20 protein-coding genes and 1 tRNA gene are annotated in these 20,408 nt (G+C 69.2%); 7 read left to right on the top strand and 14 right to left on the bottom strand.

What is annotated here, in order from left to right; genetic code table 11:
• Positions 1-23: 23 nt before the first annotated feature.
• A complete protein-coding gene (locus FN829_RS08210; RefSeq protein ID WP_142986496.1) occupies positions 24-1,262 on the bottom strand; it encodes an aminotransferase-like domain-containing protein in 1,239 nt (412 codons plus the stop codon).
• Between the two features lie 94 nt (positions 1,263-1,356).
• Between FN829_RS08210 and FN829_RS08205 the strand changes: the two genes are divergently transcribed.
• Positions 1,357-2,199, top strand: a complete 843-nt coding sequence (locus FN829_RS08205) for a translation initiation factor eIF-2B (protein ID WP_142986495.1) — start codon at positions 1,357-1,359, stop codon at positions 2,197-2,199.
• Here the strand turns inward: FN829_RS08205 and FN829_RS08200 are convergent.
• A complete protein-coding gene (locus FN829_RS08200; RefSeq protein ID WP_142986494.1) occupies positions 2,189-2,875 on the bottom strand; it encodes an alpha/beta hydrolase in 687 nt (228 codons plus the stop codon). The genes FN829_RS08205 and FN829_RS08200 overlap by 11 nt on opposite strands.
• Positions 2,872-3,834 carry a VOC family protein gene (locus FN829_RS08195; protein ID WP_142986493.1) on the bottom strand — a complete coding sequence of 321 codons (963 nt, stop codon included), beginning with the start codon at positions 3,832-3,834 and terminating at the stop codon, positions 2,872-2,874. The genes FN829_RS08200 and FN829_RS08195 overlap by 4 nt, the downstream gene beginning before the upstream one ends.
• A 152-nt stretch (positions 3,835-3,986) precedes the next feature.
• Here FN829_RS08195 and FN829_RS08190 point away from each other — a divergent pair, with 152 nt between their 5' ends.
• Positions 3,987-4,958: a DUF7260 family protein gene (locus FN829_RS08190; RefSeq protein WP_142986492.1), complete on the top strand. Its 972-nt coding sequence runs from the start codon at positions 3,987-3,989 to the stop codon at positions 4,956-4,958.
• Positions 4,959-5,032: 74 nt separating this feature from the next.
• Here FN829_RS08190 and FN829_RS08185 read toward each other — a convergent pair whose 3' ends face one another.
• The 3 genes from FN829_RS08185 to trmY all read right to left on the bottom strand — a co-directional run bounded on the left by FN829_RS08185 (position 5,033) and on the right by trmY (position 7,248).
• On the bottom strand, positions 5,033-6,127 hold the full coding sequence (locus FN829_RS08185) for a putative sulfate/molybdate transporter (protein WP_142986491.1): 1,095 nt from the start codon (positions 6,125-6,127) through the stop codon (positions 5,033-5,035).
• A gap of 379 nt (positions 6,128-6,506) precedes the next feature.
• Positions 6,507-6,579, bottom strand: a tRNA-Pro gene (locus tag FN829_RS08180).
• 72 nt (positions 6,580-6,651) lie between these two features.
• The gene (gene trmY / locus FN829_RS08175) at positions 6,652-7,248 is read right to left on the bottom strand and encodes a tRNA (pseudouridine(54)-N(1))-methyltransferase TrmY (RefSeq protein ID WP_142986490.1); all 597 of its coding nucleotides are present in this window, start codon (positions 7,246-7,248) and stop codon (positions 6,652-6,654) included.
• Positions 7,249-7,299: 51 nt separating this feature from the next.
• Here trmY and FN829_RS08170 point away from each other — a divergent pair, with 51 nt between their 5' ends.
• A complete protein-coding gene (locus FN829_RS08170; protein ID WP_142986489.1) occupies positions 7,300-7,509 on the top strand; it encodes a hypothetical protein in 210 nt (69 codons plus the stop codon).
• A gap of 42 nt (positions 7,510-7,551) precedes the next feature.
• Here FN829_RS08170 and pyrF read toward each other — a convergent pair whose 3' ends face one another.
• Positions 7,552-8,382 carry an orotidine-5'-phosphate decarboxylase gene (gene pyrF, locus FN829_RS08165; RefSeq protein ID WP_142986488.1) on the bottom strand — a complete coding sequence of 277 codons (831 nt, stop codon included), beginning with the start codon at positions 8,380-8,382 and terminating at the stop codon, positions 7,552-7,554.
• A 556-nt stretch (positions 8,383-8,938) separates the two neighbouring features.
• Here pyrF and FN829_RS08160 point away from each other — a divergent pair.
• Entirely contained in the window at positions 8,939-9,628 is a 690-nt protein-coding gene (locus FN829_RS08160) for a MogA/MoaB family molybdenum cofactor biosynthesis protein (protein WP_142986487.1), read from the top strand.
• Between the two features lie 27 nt (positions 9,629-9,655).
• Here FN829_RS08160 and FN829_RS08155 read toward each other — a convergent pair whose 3' ends face one another.
• A complete protein-coding gene (locus FN829_RS08155) occupies positions 9,656-9,862 on the bottom strand; it encodes a hypothetical protein (protein WP_142986486.1) in 207 nt (68 codons plus the stop codon).
• A 76-nt stretch (positions 9,863-9,938) separates the two neighbouring features.
• Positions 9,939-10,256 (bottom strand): BolA family protein, encoded by a 318-nt coding sequence (locus tag FN829_RS08150; protein WP_142986485.1) that lies wholly within the window; start codon positions 10,254-10,256, stop codon positions 9,939-9,941.
• 161 nt (positions 10,257-10,417) lie between these two features.
• On the opposite strand from FN829_RS08150, the gene FN829_RS08145 reads away from it, so the two are divergent.
• On the top strand, positions 10,418-12,829 hold the full coding sequence (locus tag FN829_RS08145) for an amino acid permease (protein ID WP_142986484.1): 2,412 nt from the start codon (positions 10,418-10,420) through the stop codon (positions 12,827-12,829).
• A 19-nt stretch (positions 12,830-12,848) separates the two neighbouring features.
• On the opposite strand, the gene deoC is transcribed toward FN829_RS08145, so the two are convergent.
• The 3 genes from deoC to FN829_RS08130 all read right to left on the bottom strand — a co-directional run bounded on the left by deoC (position 12,849) and on the right by FN829_RS08130 (position 15,266).
• On the bottom strand, positions 12,849-13,487 hold the full coding sequence (deoC, locus tag FN829_RS08140) for a deoxyribose-phosphate aldolase (protein WP_142986483.1): 639 nt from the start codon (positions 13,485-13,487) through the stop codon (positions 12,849-12,851).
• 67 nt (positions 13,488-13,554) lie between these two features.
• Positions 13,555-14,475, bottom strand: a complete 921-nt coding sequence (locus tag FN829_RS08135) for a DMT family transporter (RefSeq protein ID WP_142986482.1) — start codon at positions 14,473-14,475, stop codon at positions 13,555-13,557.
• A gap of 125 nt (positions 14,476-14,600) precedes the next feature.
• A complete protein-coding gene (locus FN829_RS08130) occupies positions 14,601-15,266 on the bottom strand; it encodes an ArsR/SmtB family transcription factor (RefSeq protein WP_142986481.1) in 666 nt (221 codons plus the stop codon).
• Between the two features lie 137 nt (positions 15,267-15,403).
• Here FN829_RS08130 and gpmI point away from each other — a divergent pair, with 137 nt between their 5' ends.
• Together gpmI and FN829_RS08120 are read left to right on the top strand one after the other, a co-directional pair.
• A complete protein-coding gene (gene gpmI, locus FN829_RS08125; RefSeq protein ID WP_142986480.1) occupies positions 15,404-16,981 on the top strand; it encodes a 2,3-bisphosphoglycerate-independent phosphoglycerate mutase in 1,578 nt (525 codons plus the stop codon).
• A gap of 71 nt (positions 16,982-17,052) precedes the next feature.
• Positions 17,053-18,195, top strand: a complete 1,143-nt coding sequence (locus tag FN829_RS08120; RefSeq protein ID WP_142986479.1) for a thiolase family protein — start codon at positions 17,053-17,055, stop codon at positions 18,193-18,195.
• A 58-nt stretch (positions 18,196-18,253) separates the two neighbouring features.
• Here the strand turns inward: FN829_RS08120 and FN829_RS08115 are convergent, their stop codons facing one another.
• Both FN829_RS08115 and FN829_RS08110 read right to left on the bottom strand, forming a co-directional pair.
• Positions 18,254-19,294 (bottom strand): dipeptide epimerase, encoded by a 1,041-nt coding sequence (locus tag FN829_RS08115; protein ID WP_142986478.1) that lies wholly within the window; start codon positions 19,292-19,294, stop codon positions 18,254-18,256.
• A complete protein-coding gene (locus FN829_RS08110; protein ID WP_142986477.1) occupies positions 19,291-20,346 on the bottom strand; it encodes a DUF1611 domain-containing protein in 1,056 nt (351 codons plus the stop codon). Before FN829_RS08110 ends, FN829_RS08115 begins: the two co-directional genes overlap by 4 nt.
• Between the last annotated feature and the right edge of the window lie 62 nt (positions 20,347-20,408).

Raw genomic sequence — 20,408 nt, 5'->3', positions numbered from 1 at the left:
TCGGCGGCCAAAAAGCGGAAAACTCAGTCGTCGGACGCCTCGACCGCCGGCAGTTCCGCGCGCGTCGCCCGCGCGAGCGCCGCGATCCCCTCGTCGATCTCCTCGGGGGTGACGTAGCTGAAGGAGAGCCGCGCGTGCCGGCTCCCCCGCTCGTCGTGGAAGAAGTACGACCCGGGGAGGTACGTGACGCCCTCCTCGGCCGCCGTCTCGAGCAGGTCCTCGGCGTCGATCCCCTCGGGGAACTCGACCCAGACGAAGAAGCCGCCCTCGGGTTCACTCCAGTCCGCTTCCGCCGGCATCCGTTCCTCGAGCGACTCGAGCATCCGATCCCGGCGCTCCCGGTAGCCGGCGCGCAGACCGTCGAGGTCGCCCTCGAAGTCGGTCGCCTCGCAGTAGCGGGCGATGAGCCCGAGCGTGAACACGTTCTCGCCGCCCGCGTTGATCCGGTCGAGCTCCCGGACGATCGCCTCGTCGGCGACGACCCACCCCGTCCGGATCCCGGGCGCGATCGTCTTCGAGAACGTGTCGACGCGAACGACGCGGCCGTCCGTATCGAGCGACTTGATCGGCTCCGGCGTGGTGCCGTCGTATCGGAGCTGCCCGTACGGGTCGTCCTCGACGATCAGGAAGTCGTACGTCTCCGCCAGCTCGAGGAGCCGCTTCCGGCGGTCGACCGACAGCGTCACGCCGGTCGGGTTCTGGAAGTCGGGGACCGTGTACAGGAACTTCGGCAGCGCGTCGCCGGCCTCCTCGCGGGCCGCCAGATCCGCGGCGAACGCCTCGACGTCGAGGCCGTTCTCGTCCATGGCGTACCCCTCGATGTCGACGCCGTAGTTACGGAACAGCCGCAGCGCGCCCATGTAGCTCGGCGCCTCGACGGCGATGGTGTCGTCGGGATCGAGGAAGCTCTGTGCGACCGTGTCGAGCGCGTGCGTCGCGCCGTTCGTCACGTGGACCTCCGCCTCGGTACACTCGATCCCGCGGGCCCTCGTCCGTTCGACCACGGTCTCCGTGATCGCGTCGGCGTAGTCGCCGCCGGCGTACTGGAGCGCGTCCTCGTGGTCGGCCTCCAGCAGCGTGTCGACCGCCTCGTTGATCTTCCCGTTCGGTAACGCGTCGGGATACGGGAACCCGAACGCGAGCGACACCGCGTCCGGGGCCGTGATCGCTCGCCACGTTCCGTAGGTGGCACCATCCATCGTTTCTCGGACGGGATCGGCGAAGAGACGCTCGTACCCGTCGGATCCGTCGCTCTCGCTCATCTCGTATACCACACGTTCGCTCACCGATATAAGCCTACTGGCGGGGGAACGAAACCCCGCAACCCCTTTTAACCGCGGCGTCGACTCTCCGGACATGATCGACGAGACGGTCGCCGAGATCCGGGCGATGCGGACCCACAGCACCTCCGCGGTGGCCGTGAAGGCGACGGAGTCGCTCGCGGAGCTGCTCGACCGCGAGTACGTCACCGTCGACGAGTTCGAACGCGACCTCGAGCACAACGCGGGCGTGTTGCGCCGGTCGAACCCCTCACACGCCGCGCTCCACAACGCGATGCGCGAGGTCGAGCGGTCGATCGTCGGCGAGCCGACGACGGTCGAGGGGGCCAAACAGCTCTTAGAGGACGTGATCGACCGCGTCGTCGCGGACGTCGAGACCTCGAAGGCGGCCGCCGCGGCCAACGCCGCCGAGCGGATCGTCGACGGCGACACCCTGCTGGTCCACGACTACTCCACGACCGTCCTCGAGTCCATCGAGACTGCCGCGAGCGACGGCGCGCACCTGACCGTGTACGTTACCGAGGCGCGCCCGCGGACGCTCGGCCGGAAGACGGCGCGCGCGCTCGCCGGCATGGACCGCGTCGACACGCGGATGGTCGTCGACGGGGCGATGGGGTACGCGCTCCGCGACTGCGACCGCGTCCTGCTCGGGATCACGTGTATCACCGGCGGCACCTACTACAACCGAGTCGGGACCTTCCCGCTCGTCGTCACCGCCCGCGAACTCGGCGTCCCCGTCACCGCGGTCGGATCCGGGGCGAAGACCATCGAGGAGTTCCGGTTCGAGAACGAGTTCCGCGACGCCGTGGAGGTGATGCGCGAGCCGGTCGAGGACGTGACGATCGAGAACCCGAGCTACGACGCGACCCCCGTCGGAATGATCGACACCGTGATCACCGACGACGGCGTCAGGGAGTGAGCGCGTCGATCCGGTCGCGGATCCGCCCGATCGTCGCGTCCGAGAGCCCGTGACCCGAGCCGGGATCGATCCGGACGTCGACGGTCGCGCCGCCCCCTTCGAGGACCCGACCCGTCTCGCGCACCCGATCCGCCGGGACGTGCGGGTCCGCCCCGCTTGAGTCGAGTAACACCGGCGTTTCGTCGAGCGGGGTGAGGGAGTCGCGATCGCCGTCGACGCCCGCGACTTTCCGCGTTTCGAGGTCCTCGCCCGGTAGCACCGCCGAGGCGACGACCGCCCCGCCGAACCGTCGCGGGCGACGACACAGGAACTCCGCGAGGACGCACCCGCCCTGTGAGACCCCGACGAGGAGCGTCCGAGTCGGGGGGAGCCCCACGTCGCCAGCGGCCGCGACCGCGCCGGCGACGCAGTCGACCGCCGAGGACAGCGCGGGCTCGTTGTCGGCTATCGGCGCGTCGTGGCCCGCCGGGAACCAGGTCGACCGGCGGGCCGCGGGCGCGAGCAGGGTCACGCCCGGCCGGTAGAACTCGTCCGCGAGTCGCACGATCCCCTCGGCGGTCCCCCCGCGGCCGTGGAGGAGGACGACCGCGACCTCGGCGGCCGCGGCGGGCGCGCCCCCGACGACGAGCCGGGCGTCGGCGTGCGGGCCTTCGACGTCGCGAAGTCGACGCGTCATCGGCGACTCGGCGGCTCGATCCGCGGCAGCTGCCCCTCGATCAGGCTCCGGTCCTCGGCGAACCGGTCCGGGAGATACAGATCGGTCGCGTGGCCGGACGTGTCGGGGTCGTCGAGTCCCGGTCCCCGTGGACCGTCCGGAGTCGGTGCCTCGGTCGCGAGCTCCACGAGGAGCCCGCCGGGGCCGCGGACGTACAGCGAGTGGAAGAAGTGCCGGTCCTTCACGCGAGAGACCTCGTACCCCCGCTCGCGGAACAGGTCGTGCCAGCCGAGGAGCGCCTCGCGGTCGGGGAGCCGCACGGCGACGTGGTGGAGCGTCCCGGGACCCTCGCGGAGGTAGGGCGCGTCCCGGTCGAGGAGGTCGATCGCGGTCGCCCGTTCGCCCGGCGCGCGGTACCGGATGCGGTCCCCGGTCTCGGCCTCGTACTCGAAACCGAGCGTTTCGAGGACACTCGCGGCACCGTACGGATCCGTCGGCGTCGCGGTCGCGCCGTACAGTCCCCGGATCGCCGCCGATTCGGGGACCGATCCCTCGGACCACGGCTCGGAGGGGTCGTCGGTCGCGACGAGTTCGATCGCGGTCCCGGCGGGATCGGATAGGCTGAATCCGCGGTCGCCGAACCGCTCGTCGGGGCGGATCCGCTCGACGTCGACCCCGCGGTCGGTCAGCCGATCGTGCCAGTACTCGAGCGAGTCGCGCGGGACGGCGAGCGAGACCGACTCGTAGCCCGGCTTGCCGGGTCGCCCCGGCGCGCCCGTCGGGTCGGGAAAGACGGTGAGGACCGAGCCGGGACGGCCGTCGTCCGTCCCGAAGTAGAGGTGATGTTGGAGGCGGTCCTCGTAGTTCACCGTCGTCCGGAGCAGCCGGAGTCCGAGCGCCCCCGCGTAGAAGTCGACGCTCGCCTGCGCGTCGCCGACGATCCCCGTCACGTGGTGGACGCCCGGAGTCTGGGTTGTCACGCCCGACTGTTCGGTGCGGGGGATCAAATCGGTGTCGCCGCCAGTCCGCGCGTCCCGGACGAAGAGTCGCTTCGGTTCCGGAACCGGGACCCGATGTTCACCGCGTGACACCTCCCAAAACGGTTTTGAATGTGCGATGTGTTAACGAAATTATGAGCGTGAACCGGGGCGGCGACGTCGCCTTCAGGATCCCGAGCGAGCCCGCCCTGGAACCCGAATGTACGAGCCTCTCGTGTGAGCTGTCGGCCGCGGCGGCCGAACCCGGCGTCGTCACCACCGTCGCGGTCGCGGGGCTGCTCGCGCTCGTCACGTTCGCGTACGTCCGCGACGCGGAGACGGCCTGTCGTCGCGAGCGCCGCCGCGTCACCGACGAACACGACGCGTTCGAGGAGTTCGCCGACCGCATCGCGGCGCTCGATCCGTCTCCGACGGAGACGACGGAGCCGACGAAGCCGTCCGCGGCCGCCACCAGCCAACTGATCGGTACGCACCGGGCGGGAAGCGGGCGCGCGGTCGGCGACCTTCGCCTCAGGCGCGTCCTCGATACGTACCGAGACACCGTGATGTCGTTACCCCATTACACGGAGGAGTACGACGAGAGCGTCGCCGAGAGCCTCGCGGCGGAGCTGGGCCCGGACACGACCGTGTCGCTGGCGTCGAACGGGACGCTCTCGCCGGCGTTACAGTCGGCGTTCGTCGACCGGAGCCGTCGGGCGGCGGCCGCGAGGCGATCGCTCGCCGACGCCATCGACGTCGAACTCGACGCGCTCGACGACGCCGGCGCGACGCTCTCGGGAGTCGATCGCCGCCGAAGCCGGTTGAACCAGCACCTCGACGGCATCCCCCACGGCCGACGGGTCGACGCCTCGATCGACGTCTGGGAGCGGCTCGGTGACCTCGAATCGGAGTGTAACGCCGTCGCGATCGATCGACAGTCGACGCTCCGGGACCCGCCGATGTCTCCGGAACGGGTCGCCGGCGACGTCGAGACCGGATTCTACGAGTACCTCTATGCTCCGATGGACGGGCCGGACCACCCGGTGTTGGCGTCCATCGCGACCGTCGTCGACCGGCTCCGGGAGGACCGCGACCGCGTCGCACGCCGGATCGCGGACGGCGTCTGAGGCGGTCGGCACGCGCACCGACGCTGCCCGCGCGATCGACGTTCCCGAGCGGCCGACACGGAGCCGAGGTCGATTCATCGCCTCGTCCGTTCTACCGCGAGATCGGCTGCGATCCCGACGAGGAACGCGATTCCGAGGTTCGTAGCCAGCGCGAGGACGCCGATCCCGACCGACAGCGCGAGGTTCGAGGACTCCTCGACGGCCCGGCCGAGCGACACCGCGACCACCGCGAGCACCGACCCGACCATCGAGAGCGGAAAGGCCGCGAGCAGCGCTGGAGTCACGACGAGCGCGGCTCCGAGGTAGCCGAGGCCGATCAGGACGTTCGCCCCGCCGGTCCGCGCGCCGAAGGCGTGTTTTCCGGCGACGCCGTCACAGCCGTGACACATCGGGATCGCGCCCATGGGGACGGCGAGCAAGTTCGTCACGCCCATGCTCGTCGAGAGGTCGTCCGCGGAAACCTCCGCGTCGAATCGGTCGGCGAAGATCAGAGAGGTCGCGAGCGCGGCGTTGCCGACCGTCATCGCGAGCTGGGCGAACGCCCCTTCCGCCGCGTTCCAGCCGATCGCGGACGCGAGGTCCGGAACCGGCGGTGCGCCCGGAAGCGTCGGCGTCGGCACCCCGGCGGTCCACGCCGCGATCGCGACGCAGGCGACCACGACGACGAGTCCGCCGGCCTCTCGCCGTCCGACGGCGACGGCGATGCCCGCGATCGCGATCCCCGCGGCCCCGAACATCGGGTCCTCGAGTCCGAGCCGGACCCCCGTTTCGAGCAGGATCAGCCCGACGGCGAACTGGATCCCGCGAATGACCGGGTCACCGATCCAGCGCTCCACAGCCGCGAGCGTTCCCGAGAGGCCGATCGTGAGCAGGACGACGGCCAACGAGAGCCCGGCGAGAGCCAACTCGGCGTAGGTGAGCACCCCGGCGATGGCCAGCGCCGCGAGCGCCTTCATCGGCTCCACCGAGATCGGAAGCCCGTAGGCGACCCCCCAGACGATCTGGAAGACGCCGAAGCCGACAAGCACGTGCGGAAGCGACACCTCCGTCAACAGTGCCAGCGCGACTATCAAGGGAATGACCGTAACCGAATCCCCTATCGCGCCAGTGAACTCTCCACGAGTGAAGTCGAGCCGCGTCCGAGTCGTTTCATCCCCGAAATACCCCATCAATCCGACGAAATCGACAGACTGACTTGAGGTTTGTCGGTAATCGACTCCCGTCACGCTCTGTGACAATATAACTAGATGTGCTTTCGTCGGCAGTATCAATTCACTCGGCGGAACCGCTCAAGCGATACACCTCGAAGGCGATCGACTATCCTCGCGTCGTTCTCGCCGCCCGACCGCTCGACGTTCTCGCTGCCTCGATCCGTGCGTTGGTCGCCGTCGTCTGCGGCCGTACGATCGCTTTTGACCGGGCCGGAAAGAATACCGAATCACGGTCGCAGATCGAGGAGTTGCTCTCTGATTGGAGTTCACTCGGCGACGGTTTCACGCCCGCTACGGACTCCTCGCTAGCGCTTGCCGTTACGAAGTGGGGTGAAAATGGGCCGGCACGAATTTGAATCGTGGTTACGGCCACCCGAAGGCCGAAGGATACCAAGCTACCCCACCGGCCCGCATCCCAACGGAGGCCGTTCGTTCTTTTAATCCTTCCGAAAACGGGGTATGACGCGAATCACGCTCGAGGGTCAATACGACGTGTACCCATCCGTGTCCAGCCAGTTGTGAACGACCGAGACGGTGTGATCGGCGTGGAGCCGCTCGGGGCCGACGCGGAGCCGCCGATCACACGCCTCCGCGAGGAGCGACGACTCCGTCTCCGTGAAGTCGTGGTGGTCGGAGAGGACGAACGTCGGATTCTCCGGCGGCGAGGCGTCGACGAGCGGTGCCCCCTCCTCATGAAGCTGAACCAGCGTTCCCTCGGCTGCGAGTCGATCGAGCGTCGCCGAGAGTCCCATGCGACGCAGCTCCACGCCGGGAGAGACGTCCGCCGGCATGTGGCCGATCGCGTCCTCGCGGGCGGCCAGCGCGTCGCGGACCCGAGCGGCGACGTTCCGCTCGTCGGGGTGAAGGTGTCGGAGAGTCCCGGCGTCGAACGTGACGGTGAGTTCGTCGGCACAGACGAGGTGGACCCTGGCGTCCTCACGGATCCCGTGTGAGAGGAAGACGCCGGTCGATACGCATCGACACAGCAGGTCGAGCCGGCCCGCGCCGGGTATGTCCGAAAGGGAGATCGCGTCCGGGTCGGTGGGGACGTCGTGGCCGACGACGACGAACTGGCGCATACGCATCGATCCCGCCCGAATCGTCATAAGCGACCCGGGCGACGATCGACCATGAGCGTCACCGGACTCTGTCAGATATGTGAGAACGCCCCGGCACGACACGGCTGCCGGTACTGCGGACGACAGGTCTGCCGCGACCACTGGAACGAGGCGGTCGGCGCGTGTACTCCCTGTGCGGAGTCGTCGGGCGTCGGTGACGGCGGCGGCCGGTCAGACGGTTCCCAGCCGGGGGGCGACTCGGACGGATATCGGGTCGAATGATTCGAGGCGGTCGGAGACCGACCACTCGGGGAGATCGATCGACTACCGATACCGGTTCAACCGCCTCTTCAGTCGTTTCGCCGCGTCGCCGGCGGCTCCGAAGTAGGCCGTCTCGTCGTCGGGCCGAGCCGCCTCCTCGCCGGCGAAGACGATCCCCCGCGAGGAGTTGACTAGTCCGACGTCGACGTCGACCTCCGGATACGTCGCGAGCCCGTGGTCGACCGCGGCCTCGGCGTCGCCGCCCTGTGCGCCGACGCCGGGGACGAGGAACGGTATCTCCGGAACGATCGCCCTGACCTCCGCGAGTTCGTCGGGAGTCGTCGCGCCGACGACGAGACCGACGTTCCCGTTCGCGTTCCAGACGTCCGCGAGCGCGGCGACGCGCTCGTACAGCGGCTCACCCGAACCGAGTTCGAGGTCCTGGAGGTCGCTCCCGCCGGGATTCGACGTCCGACAGAGCACGAAAACGCCCCTCTCCTCACGGTCGAGGAACGGTTGGAGCGAGTCGCGGCCCATGTACGGGTTGACGGTGATCGCGTCGACCCACTCCAGCACCTCGGCGTACTGGCGTGTCGTGTTGCCGATGTCGGCGCGTTTGGCGTCGAGGAGGACTGGGACGTCCTTGCCGGCCGCGTACGCGACGGTCTCCCTGAGCGCGCGCCAGCCGTCGGCGTCCTCGTAGAATGCCGCGTTCGGCTTGTAACAGGCCGCGTGCTCGTGGGTCGCGTCGATGATACGCCGGTTGAACGCCCACCGCGGGAGGTCGGCGTCCGAGAGGAACGACGGGATCCGGTCCGGGTCCGGATCGAGGCCGACCGAGACGACGCTGTCGGTCCGTTCGATCCGGTCCGCGAGCTGCTCGAAGAAGCGCATACGCGGTGTGTGCGGGCGTCCCGACTAAACGTTGTGTTCCGTGCCGGAGACGTGAATCGAGATTCTCGTCGGAACCGCCGATCGAGCCCGTGTGCGAGACTTGAGCGATCCTCTGGGCGGTGGCGCGCCTCCGAGTGCCCCGCAGGGGCGCGAGGAGCCCGCGAGGGAGTCGCTGGCGCGGTTCCGCGCCAGCGACGAGGCTGGGGAGGCGTGAGGTGCGGTGCGGGTGGGACTCAAAGGGGAAGCCGGCTCCGGGAAGACGGCCGACATCAAGGACCGCAGGAGCGAACGCAGTGAGCGACGAGGACCACAGCGAGGCCCTCGACCGGAGCCGGCTGGGGCTTTGGAAGTGTTCTCCGAGATCGTGATCACCGCCCCAGCAACGCTCTCGTTCTATCCATCCAATTCTCCCACGAAACACCCATTCTACAAGCAGGTCGGTTCCAATAACGTATTCTGACGTTTGCCTGTGAAGTGAACAGCCGTGAGGAGAGTTGTATGATGCCCTCCGACCGCGACGAATGGTGTTTTCACGACCCCGACCGAACGACTGGACATGAGCGACGACGCCGATAATCACGACCACGACACCGAGCATCACGACCACGATCATGACCACGGACACGGTCACGCTCACAACCACGACGACCACGACGATCACCATCACGCTCACGACGCGGAGACGGTCGCGGTCGCGGTCGTCACGGTCTCCTCTTCCCGATCCATCGATGAGGACGTCTCCGGCGATCTGCTCGTCGAGGCGTTCGAGGACGCGGGCCACGAGGTCGCCGTCCGCGAACTCGTCGACGACGACTTCGACGGGGTCCAAGGCACCGTCGACCGCCTCGCGAGACGCGAGGACACGGACGCCATCGTGACGACCGGCGGCACGGGGGTGACTCCCGACGACGTCACGCCCGAGGCGGTCGATCCGCTCTTCGAGAAGGACCTCCCCGGCTTCGGCGAACTGTTCCGCCGACTCTCCGCCGAGGAGGTCGGCACGCGGACGGTCGGTTCACGCGCGACCGCGGGGGTGGTCGACGGAACCGTCGTCTGCTGTCTCCCCGGCTCGGAGAACGCGGTCCGGCTTGGCGTCGAGGACGTCATCCTCCCCGAGATCGGCCACCTCGCGGGGCTGGCCGATCGAGGCGAGGAGTCGTCCGCCGACGCCGATTCCGCCAACGCCGCTGACGACGTCGCTGACGACGTCGATGTTGCCGTCGCTGACGACGACGCCGAGGAGTGAGCCGTCCGAGGGGCCCGCTCCGCGCTGTCACTCCTCGTTCCGGCCCGCAGCCCACCCGCCGAGCGCGATCAGTCCGCCGTTCATCACGAGGAAGGCGACGACGATGACGCCGAACGCGGGATCGACCCGGCTCGCGCGAAGGTAGACTCCGGCGAGAAAGACGACCACGAGGAGCGTGACGGCCGGCCAAGAAGCGTCCGTGAATCGTTCGAGCGTGGAGGGCGACGGCGACATGGTCGCGGCGACGGTCGCGGGGAACGAAAACCTCCCGGCTGACCCGCTCGGTCGACCGCTCTGGACCGGAGCGCCGCTACTCGACTGGGAGCAGCCCGGCCGTCCGGAGGTCGTCGTCGAGGATGCCGTCGCCGTGTTCGGCGTACGCCTCGGGCGTGTACGTCTTGATCTCCAGCGCGTGGACCGATCGAGTCATGTCGTCGCCGACGGCGTCGTACACCCGCTGGTGCTGGTCGACGAGCGATTCCCCCTCGAAGACGGGCGAGACGACGACCGCGGCGAAGTGGGCGTCCTCGTCCTCGTCGTTGTGGATCCGAGGAGTCGTGACTCGCGCAACCGATTCCGGGATCCCCGACTCGATCAGCTCCTCGACCGTCCCCGTGTCGATGGTCATGACACCCCTTCCGGCGCGGACGGGCAAAAACGGACCGGGAACGCTCCGAGGACGAACGATCCGCCTAAATCCCTTGCCGAGAGAGTGTACTCCATGACCCCGCGTAGCTCGAAGCGAGTCGTGTCGATCGTCGACGACGACGTCACGACGGAGGGGCGCGCGTGAGCGGCGACGAGGAGCTCGCGAAGGACCTCGGTCCCCTTGCGGCGCTCACGATCGGGATCGGCACCATGATCGGTGCCGGTATCTTCGTGCTACCCGGGACCGCGGTCGCGCGGGCCGGCCCGCTCGCCGCGGCCACGTTCGTCCTCGGCGGCGTGATCGCGCTGTTCACGGCGCTATCCGCCTCGGAACTCGGCACGGCGATGCCCAAATCCGGCGGGGCGTACTTCTACGTCAACCGGGCGCTCGGCCCGATGTTCGGCTCGATCGCCGGCTGGGCAAACTGGCTCGGGCTCGCGTTCGCCTCCGCGTTCTACATGTACGGCTTCGGCGAGTACGTCAATGCGCTCGTCGGGCTCGGTCCGGTCGGCCTCGGGCCGCTCACGCTGGAGGCCGCACAGGTGATCGGGCTCGCCGGCGCGCTGCTTTTCATCGCGATCAACTACTTCGGCGCGAAGGAGACCGGCGGCCTCCAGATCGTCATCGTGATGTCGCTTCTCGGCATCCTCGCCGTCTTCACCGTCGTCGGCCTGCTGAACGCCGACATGGACTCCCTGCGGCCGATCGCACCGCCGGGAACGGTAGGGGAGGTGCTTCCCGTCACCGGGATCATCTTCGTCTCGTATCTCGGCTTCGTCCAGATCACCTCGGTCGCCGAGGAGATCAAGAACCCCGGTCGGAACCTCCCGCTCGCGGTCCTCGGATCGGTCGTGATCGTCACCGTCGTGTACGCGCTGTTCCTCGTCGTGTTGCTCGCGGCGGTGCCGAACGAACTGGTCGCGAACAACGAGACCGCGGTCGTCGACGCCGCCCGTCTGTTGTTCGGTAACTACGACGTGTTCGGCTACTCGCTGGGCGCGGTCGGCGCCGGGATGCTGCTCATCGGCGGGCTGCTCGCGACGGCCTCGTCGGCGAACGCCTCCATCCTCTCGTCGTCGCGGATCAACTTCGCGATGGGTCGCGAGAAGATCGTCACCCCGAAGCTCAACGAGATCCACGAGCGGTTCGGCACCCCGTACAAGTCGATCGCGCTCACCGGCGGGCTCATCCTCGTGTTCCTCGCCGCCGGCGGCGTCGAGTCGCTGTCGACGATGGGGTCCGTGCTCCACCTCATCGTCTACGGCCTGCTCAACCTCGCACTCATCGTGATGCGCGAATCGGGCGTCGAGGGGTACGACCCCGACTTCGAGGTTCCCTTCTACCCGGTCGTCCCGATCATCGGGACGCTGTCGTCGTTCGCGCTGATCGTCTACATCGAGCCGACGATCATCCTGATCTCGTTCGGCCTCGTCGGCTTCGCCGTGCTCTGGTACCTCGTGTACGCCCGCTCGCGGGTGGAGGCGCGCGGCGTGCTGGGGACGTGGGTGCTCGACCGCTCGGAGGAACTTCCCAAGCCCGCGGTGTCGGCGGCCACCTCGGTCCAGCCGAGCGGCGGCGACTACCGGGTGATGGTGCCGCTCGCGAACCCGGCGACCGAGGAGCACCTGATCACGCTGGCGTCGGCGATCGCGAAACAGCGGGACGGCACCGTCGTCGCGGTCAACATCGCGAACGTCCCAGACCAGACCTCACTCGAGGCCGCGCGGGACCGGGGGGCTCACGAGGCGGCACACGGCCTGTTGGACCAGGCTCGCGACGACGCCGAGACGTTCGGCGTCGACGTGGAGACCCACGTCGTCCTCTCACACCGCGTCTTCGAGGAGGTGTTCGACGCCGCGCGGACCTACGGCGCGGACCTGACGGTGATGGGCTGGGGCGAGAACTCCCACGGCGCGCCCGGGCGGGCGGAGTCCGCGGTCGACGAACTCGCCCACTCGCTGCCGTGTGACTTCCTCGTGTTCCGGGACCGCGGGTTCGACGCCTCCCGGATCCTGGTTCCGACCGCGGGCGGCCCCGACTCCGAGCTATCGGCGGCGGTCGCGCGGACCCTCAAGGTCGAGTTCGGCTCCGAGATCACGCTGCTCCACGTCGCCGACGACCGCGCCGAGGGGGAGGCGTTCCTCGAGTCGTGGGCCGCGGACAACGGCCTCGCTGACGCGGAACTCCGCGTCGAGTCGGGCGACGTGGAGTCGCGGATCGCCGAGGCGGCCCGCGACGCGACCCTGCTCGTGATCGGCGCGACGGAGAAGGGACTGCTCTCGCGGCTGGTTCGCGGATCGCTCGTGCTCGACGTGCTCTACGACGTGGAGTGTTCCGTGCTTCTGGCGGAGAAGCGCCACGACCGCGGTATCGTCGACCGACTGTTCGGCTCCGGCTCCCGCGACCGCGACGACTCGTACGCAGACGTCGGCGTCGAGACCGAACCGACGACGCCGGCGGTCGAGGAAGGAGTCGACGCCGACGTGGTGGAATCCGACACCGACGACGACCGCGACGCCGACGCCGATGGCAACCGCAACGCCGACCGCTAGCCGTCCCGCCGCTCCGCGTTCACTCCGGCGACCCTTCGACGATCGCGACCCCCGAGGACGCGCCGATCCGTTCCGCGCCGGCCTCGAACATCGCCATCGCCTCCTCGTAGGAGCCGACCCCGCCGGAGGCCTTCACCGGGAGGTACTCGCTCATCAGCTCCACGTCGGGGACCGTCGCGCCGCCGTCGGCGAACCCGGTCGAGGTCTTCACCATGTCGGCGTCGGCGTCGACCGCGACCTCACAGGCCCGGCGCTTCTCCGCGTCGGTCAGGAGCGCGGTCTCGATGATGACCTTCACCGGGACCGGAACGGCCGCGACGACCTCGGCGAGCTCGTCCGCGACCGCGTCGTCCTCGCCGGCCGTCAGCCGACCGACGTTGATCACGAGGTCGATCTCGTCGGCCCCGTCGTCCCAGGCGTTGACCGCCTCGTCGCGTTTGGTCTCCATCGACGACTGCCCGTGCGGGAACCCGACGACGGTCGCGACCGCGTCGGGATCCGCGTCGTGATCGGTCGCTTCCGTGAGATAACACGGCGGAATACAGGCGTTCATCCCGTGTTCCGCGGCCTCCTCGAGAACCGTTTCGACGTCCTTCCACGTCGTCGTCGGGCCGAGCACGGTGTGGTCGATCCGGGCGGCGAGCTCCTTGCGGTTCATACCGGTGACTCTCGCGGACGCGACAAAGGCTTGCTGGGTCGACGTGGCGGGATCGGTTCGGTCGGTCCTACGCCACCACGCCTCGCCGGCGAAGCTCGTCGCGGATCGCCGCCCGCTTGACGAGCAGGAAGCCGCAACAGATGAGGAGGAAGCCGGCGATCGTGTTCGGGGTGAGCCCCTCGTCCAGCACGAGCCAGCCGGAGAGCGCCGCGAACACGGGCGCGACGTAGGAGACGAGATTGATCTCGATCGGCCCGAGCCGGTCGAGGAGGTCGAAGTAGATGAGGTAGCCGAGGCCACTCGCGAACACCGCGAGGTAGCCGAGCGCGAGGAGCGCGTCGGTCGTCCAGACGACCTCCGCCATCGACTCGCCGAGACCGAACGCGATCGCGTGCATGATCGCCGCGCCGAACAGCATCGACCACGCCTCCATGGTCTCTATCTCCATGCCGACGTCGAGTGCGCGGGTGAGCACGGACCCGAGCGCGAACGCCGCGGCCGCGAGGAACACGAGGAACTTCGCGACGGTCCCGCCGGCGGTCAGGTTCGCGGGGTCGGGCGCGGCCAGCACGCCGGCACCGGCGAGCCCGACGAGCAGGCCGACGACGCCGAGGAGCGTCAGACGTTCGGAGGGGAGGAACGCCCGCGCGAACACCGTCGTCAACACCGGCGAGAGGCCGACGGTGACCGACGCGACCGCGCTCGTCACCTCGGGATCGGTCTGTCCGATGAACAGGAAGGCGTGGTAGGCGGCGATGAGGAGCACCGCACCCACGGCCACGAGTTTCCACTCGTCGCGGCCGCGCGGGATCGGGTCGTCGACGACGTAGGCCGCGTACGTGAGCACGACCACGCCCGCGACGTCGTAGCGGAGGGCGGCGAACAGCACCGGCGGGAAGTACGCCAATCCGGCGTTGATCGCCATGAACGCCGAGCCCCACACCGCGGCGAGGACTAAGAACAACGAGAGGTTTCGGTAACGGCTCACGCCGGTGATGCGTCAGCCGGCAGTCAAAAGCTTCCGAAAGCGGCCGAGGCCGCCGGGTGCTGGTTCGGGTTGTCGCGGCCGGCGACCCGACTGCCGGACGCTGCCGGACACGGCCGAAAGCGGTCTCAGCGGATCCGGAACCGTTCGCGTTCCCTTTCATGGGTGACGACCCCGACGTCGGCGAGCCGCCTGAGGGCGTCGACGACGGCGTCCTCGGGGGCACCGACCTCGTCGACGACCGCCTCCACGGACCCGTCGGTCTCGGCTAGGGCCGCGAGCACCGCGGCGTAAAACCGGCTGTCGGCCTCGGTGCCGAGCCGCTCGTCGATCTCCGCGAGGGCGTCCTCGACGCGGCCGTGGACCCATCGCTTGGCGACCGATAGCTCCCGGTCGAGCTCGCGGAGCCGACCGTACTCGGCGGCGAGGTCGGCGATCTCGTCCGTGCTCTCGCCGCCGTCGGGTGCCTCGATCGAGAGGTGGGGACACCGTCCGGACATGTCGAGGCTGTTGCTGGCGGGGTACGCGCTCTTCGCGCCGAACCCGTACGGGGAGACGCTCACTTCGAGCCGCAGGCTCCGAGTGATCCGGAAGTACTTCCGCCGCTGGTCGTCCGTGGTCGACTCGATCAGCCCGGCCTCCTCCAGCTTTCGGAGGTGGTCGATGACGGCCTTCGGGCTCACGCCGAGATACTCCGAGATCTCCGTGACGTAACAGGGTTTCTCGGCGAGCAGCCGGAGGATGCGTCGCCGGTTCTCGTTCCCGAGGAGATCGAGCAGTACCGCGGAGTCCATTAACGTATGGTTAGCCTCCGACGGACAAAAGGTTGGCTTCCCGCGATCGATCGATCGTCGCGGGGTCACTGCGGGATCGCCGCGCCGCCGACCCTCCGGAACGAAGGGTAATTACCTCGCGGCGGGGAGGGTGAGGTATGCGAACTGCGCTCGTCGTACTCGACGGCTGGGGCCTCGGCCGCGACTCGCCACACCGGACCGGTCTCGAGCCGGACGACCCCTACGTTCCGGACACGCAGGGGCGCGACGCGGTCACGGCCGCCGAGACGCCGACCTTCGACGCGGCGGCCGAACGGGGGGCGTACGGGTCGCTCGTCGTCCACGGCCGGCGCGTGGGACTCCCGGACGGACAGATGGGTAACTCCGAGGTCGGCCACCTCAACATCGGTGCGGGCCGGGTCGTCAAGCAGGCGTACACCCGCATCACTGACGCGCTCACGGAGGGATCGTTCGCCGACAACGACGCGCTCGCGTCGGCGTTCGAGCGCGTCGCGTCGACCGGCGGCCGCGTCCACTTCATGGGGCTCGTCTCCGACGGTGGCGTCCACTCGCACGTCTCGCACCTGGAGGCGCTCATCGACGCGGCCGCCGAGGCGGGCGTCCCGGCGACGACCCACGCGTTCACCGACGGTCGCGACACCGCCCCGGAGATCGCGGAGGAGTTCCTCGCCTCGGTGGAGAAGAAGGCCGCGGGCCGCGGGACCGGTGCGGTCGCGACCGTGACCGGCCGGTACCACGCGATGGACCGCGACGAGAACTGGGATCGGACGAGACGCGCCTACGACGCGATCGTGAACCGCGACGCGCCGCACGAGGCCGAATCGGCGGTCGAGGCCGCTCGCGAGGCGCACGCCCGCGGCGAGACGGACGAGTTCATCGAGCCGACGCTCGTCGCCGGCGGGCCCGCCCTCACCGACGGCGACGCCGTCGTCTTCTTCAACTTCCGCGCGGACCGGGCGCGCCAGCTGGTCCGGATGCTCACCGGAACCGAGCCGGAGTGGGAGTTCGAGGTGGACCGGCCGGACGTCGAGCTGGTGACCATGACGGAGTACGACGAGACGTTCGAGTTCCCGGTCGCGTTCCCGCCGCAGATCCCGACGAACACGGTCGGCGAGGTCGTCTCCGAGGCCGGCGGGACCCAGCTTCGGATCGCCGAGTCGGAGAAGTACCCGCACGTCACCTACTTCCTCAACGGCGGCCGGGAGGTCGAGTTCCCCGGCGAGCAGCGCTCGATAATCGAGAGCCCGGACGTGGCGACCTACGACTTGCAGCCGGAGATGTCGGCCCGCGAGCTCACCGACGAGGCGATCCGGGTGGTCGAGACGGACGACCCCGACCTCGTGGTGTTGAACTACGCGAATCCGGACATGGTGGGTCACACCGGCGACTTCGAGGCGGCCGTCGAGGCGGTCGAGGCGGTCGACACGCAGCTCTCCCGGCTGCTCGAGACGGTCGCCGACGCCGGCGGCCACGCGGTCGTCACCGCCGACCACGGCAACGCCGACGACATGGGGACGCCCGAGAACCCCCACACCGCACACACCTACAACCCGGTCCCGTTCGTCTACCTATCGCCCGACGGAGACGGCGGCGGCCGCGTGATCCGCGCGGGCGGGTCGCTCTGTGACGTCGCCCCGACCGTGCTGGAGACGATGGGGATCGACCGACCGACGGAGATGACCGGCGAGAGCCTGCTCGGGGAGTCCGAGGAATAAAACGATAAACGGCGGGAGGATTCCTTCGGGTTCCACGCCATTTTAAGCCCGTCACGGCTCTCGGTTCGGGCATGACCGACGACACGACGCCGGTGATCGCGGCCGCGTATCGAACGCCACAGGGGCGAGACGGGGGCGTCTTCGCGGACGTCCGCAGCGAGGACCTCTCGGTCCGGCTCATCGACCACGCGCTCTCGAAGACGGGGCTCTCGAGCGACCACGTCGACGACCTCATGTGGGGAGTCGCCCAGCAGCGGACGGAACAGGACAACAACGTCGCCCGGGTGATCGCGCTGCTCTCCGATCTCGGCGAGTCGGTGCCCGCGACCTCGATCAACCGGTGGTGCGCCTCCTCGATGCAGGCGATCATCTCCGCGGCCGACGCGGTCGCCGCGGGTAACCGCGACTGTATCGTCGCCGGTGGCGTCGAGAACATGAGCCGCGTCCCGATGGACGGCGACTCCTACCAGCACCTCCACCCGGAGCTCTCCGAGCGGTACAACGTCTTCCAGCTCCAGATGGGGATGACCGCGGAGAAGGTCGCCGAGGAGTACGGCGTGAGCCGCGAGGCCCAGGACGAGTACGCCGCGCGGAGCCACCGGCGCGCCGCCAAGGCGACCGATTCGGACCGCTTCGACGACGAGATCGTCCCCGTAGAGACCGAGGAGGGGATCGTCACCGAGGACGAGGGGATCCGCCCAGACACGACTCCCGAGAAGCTCGCGGAGCTGCCCCCGGCGTTCACGGGTGACGGGACCGTCACCGCCGGGAACGCCTCGCAGATCTCCGACGGCGCGGCACTGACGCTCGTGACGAGCAGGGCGTTCGCGGAGGATCACGGACTGGACGTGCTCGCGGAGGTGGGAACGAACGCGGTCGCCGGCGTCGACCCCACGGTGATGGGGATCGGTCCGGTGCCCGCGACCCGGAACCTGCTCGAGCGGGCGGGGACGACGGTCGACGACTACGATCTCGTCGAGCTCAACGAGGCGTTCGCCTCCCAGTGTGAGTACGCCCGCCGCGAGCTCGGCGTCGACGAGGAGATATACAACGTCAACGGCGGCGCGATCGCGATCGGCCACCCGCTGGGTGCCTCGGGCGCGCGGCTACCCGTCACGCTGCTTCACGAGATGGAGAAACGTGGCGCGGAGCGCGGGCTCGCGACGCTCTGTGTCGGGTTCGGCCAGGGAGCCGCGATCGAGTTCCTACGGTAGTCGGCGAGAGCCGGCGGGCGTCCAGCCGTCGGTGACGACGGGAGGGGCTCGTCCCCGGTTACCGCTCGACCGCGCCGGTCCCGGCACGGTCGACGTCGTCGAGGGAGATCGCCCCGCCCTCGAAGGCCGGCCCCTCGAAGGGATCCTCGGCGAGCAGCAGCGAGCCGTCGAGGTCGGCATAGTCCAGAAGCGGCGCGAGGTGGGTCGCGGCCGCGATGGAGGCGTTCGACTCGATCATACAGCCGAGCATCACCTCCAGTCCGTGCGAGCGCGCGGTCGCGATCGCCCGCCGCGCCTCTAAGAGCCCGCCCGTCTTCATCAGCTTCAGGTTCGCGATGTCACACCGGTCGGCGATCCGCGGAATATCCGTGGCGGTGACACACGACTCGTCGGCGGCGATCGGCAGCGCCGAGCGCTCGTAGGCGAACTTCAGCCCCTCCGGGTCCTCGGCGGGCACCGGCTGCTCGATGAACTCCACGCCGAGCTCCGCGAGCCACTCGCTCTTTTCGACCGTCTCGCGGGGCGTCCACGCCTCGTTGGCGTCGACGCGGATCGTCGCGTCGGGCGCGGCCTCCCGGACCGTCTCGACGATCTCGCGGTCACGGTCGCCGCCGAGTTTCACCTTCAGGATCGGGTAGCCGGCGTCGGCCGCGTCCGCGGCCTTCTCGCGGATCCGCTCCGTGGTGTCGATCCCGACGGTGAAGGAGGTGTTCGGCGTCGCCGAGGCGTCGAGTCCCCACAGCCGGTAGAGGGGAACGTCGAGCCGCTTCGCGGCCAGGTCGTGGAGCGCGATCGAGACCGCACAGCGGGCGGCCGGGTTGTCCTGGACGACCTCCGTCATCCGCGACTCGATCGTCGTCAGCGCGTGGGGGTCGCCGACCTCCTCGACGACCGAGAGGAGTTCGGGCAACACCGCCTCGACCGTGTCGGCGGTCTCGCCGTAGTGTCGCGCGGGGGCCGCGCCGCCCACGCCGGTCGTCCCCTCGTCGTCGGTCACGCGGACGATCAGGTTCTCGGCTTCCGTCTGGGTCCCCCGCGAGATCGTGAACGGCTCCTCGAGCTCCATAGAGACTCGCTCGAAGGCGGCCTCGAGGCTCATTCCTCGAGCACCTCGTCGACGATCCCGTCGACGATCCGATCGGCCCCGTGCCGGACGGGGTCGGCCGCGGGAACCCCGACCTCCTCGCCGAACGCGTCGACGATCGATCCGGCCTCGTCGTCGTCGCCCACGTCCTTCGTGTTGACCGCGCCGGCGACGATCTCGGTCTCGTGAACCGGCCTCGCGAGGTCCTCGTAGAGGTCGACGTAGTCGGAAAAGGGCGGGAGCTCGAAGGACTCATAGCCGTGGATCGCCTCGCGGCCGGCGGCGTGACAGAGCACGAGGCCGTCGGCCATCGAGCCGTGGAGGATCCCGCAGGTGACCGCCGAGTAGGCGGGGTGGATGATGGTCCCCTGTCCCTCAACGACGAGGAGGTCGTGCTCGTCGCCCTTCTCGAGGATCAGGTCCTCGACCGCGCCCGCGGTGAAATCGGAGATCACTCGGTCGATCGGGTTCCCCCAGCCCGCGATCATGATCCCCGTCTGACCGGTGGGGACGAAGGCGGCGTCGATCCCGCGATCGCGGGCGGCCTCAACGATCTCCAGTGAGGCCGTCATCTTCCCCACCGAGCAGTCCGTCCCGACCGTGAGCACCACGTCGGCGTCGACGTCGGCGGAGTGGCCGGTCGCGACACCCAAGTCCTCGGGGGGGTCGCGAACGTCGCGCAGCTCCACGCCGTGTTCGGCCGCCAACTCCGCGAACTCCTCGTCCTCGTTGAGGAAGTAGTGGAGCCCGCTCACGACGTCACAGCCCGCCGCGATCGCGGCGCGTACGTCGTCGCGCCAGGTCTCGTCGAACCCGCCACCGATCGGCGCGATACCGATGTAGAGGGCGTCGATGCCGCCCTCGGCCGCGGCGATCGCCTCCTCGAAGGAGTCGACGATCGGCGCGTCCGGGAGATCGGGTTCGTGGTCGGCGACGCGGTCGCCGGCGCGGTCGCGGTCGAGGACGGCCTCGATCTCCTGGTCGCCGTAGCGCATCACGCCGAGGGCGGTCTTCGCTTCGTCCGGAAACTTCTCGTGGGCGAGAACGACTATGCGTTCGCTACTCATGTCCGGTCGGTCATCGCGGGGTGGCTTAAATGGGACGGAGCCGGATCGTGGGCGTCGTCGGG

The sequence above is a fragment of the Halorubrum cibi genome (genome assembly GCF_900182635.1).
In the GTDB taxonomy this organism is placed as follows: Archaea; Halobacteriota; Halobacteria; order Halobacteriales; family Haloferacaceae; genus Halorubrum; species Halorubrum cibi.
This window is presented reverse-complemented; position numbering and strand designations above follow the sequence as displayed.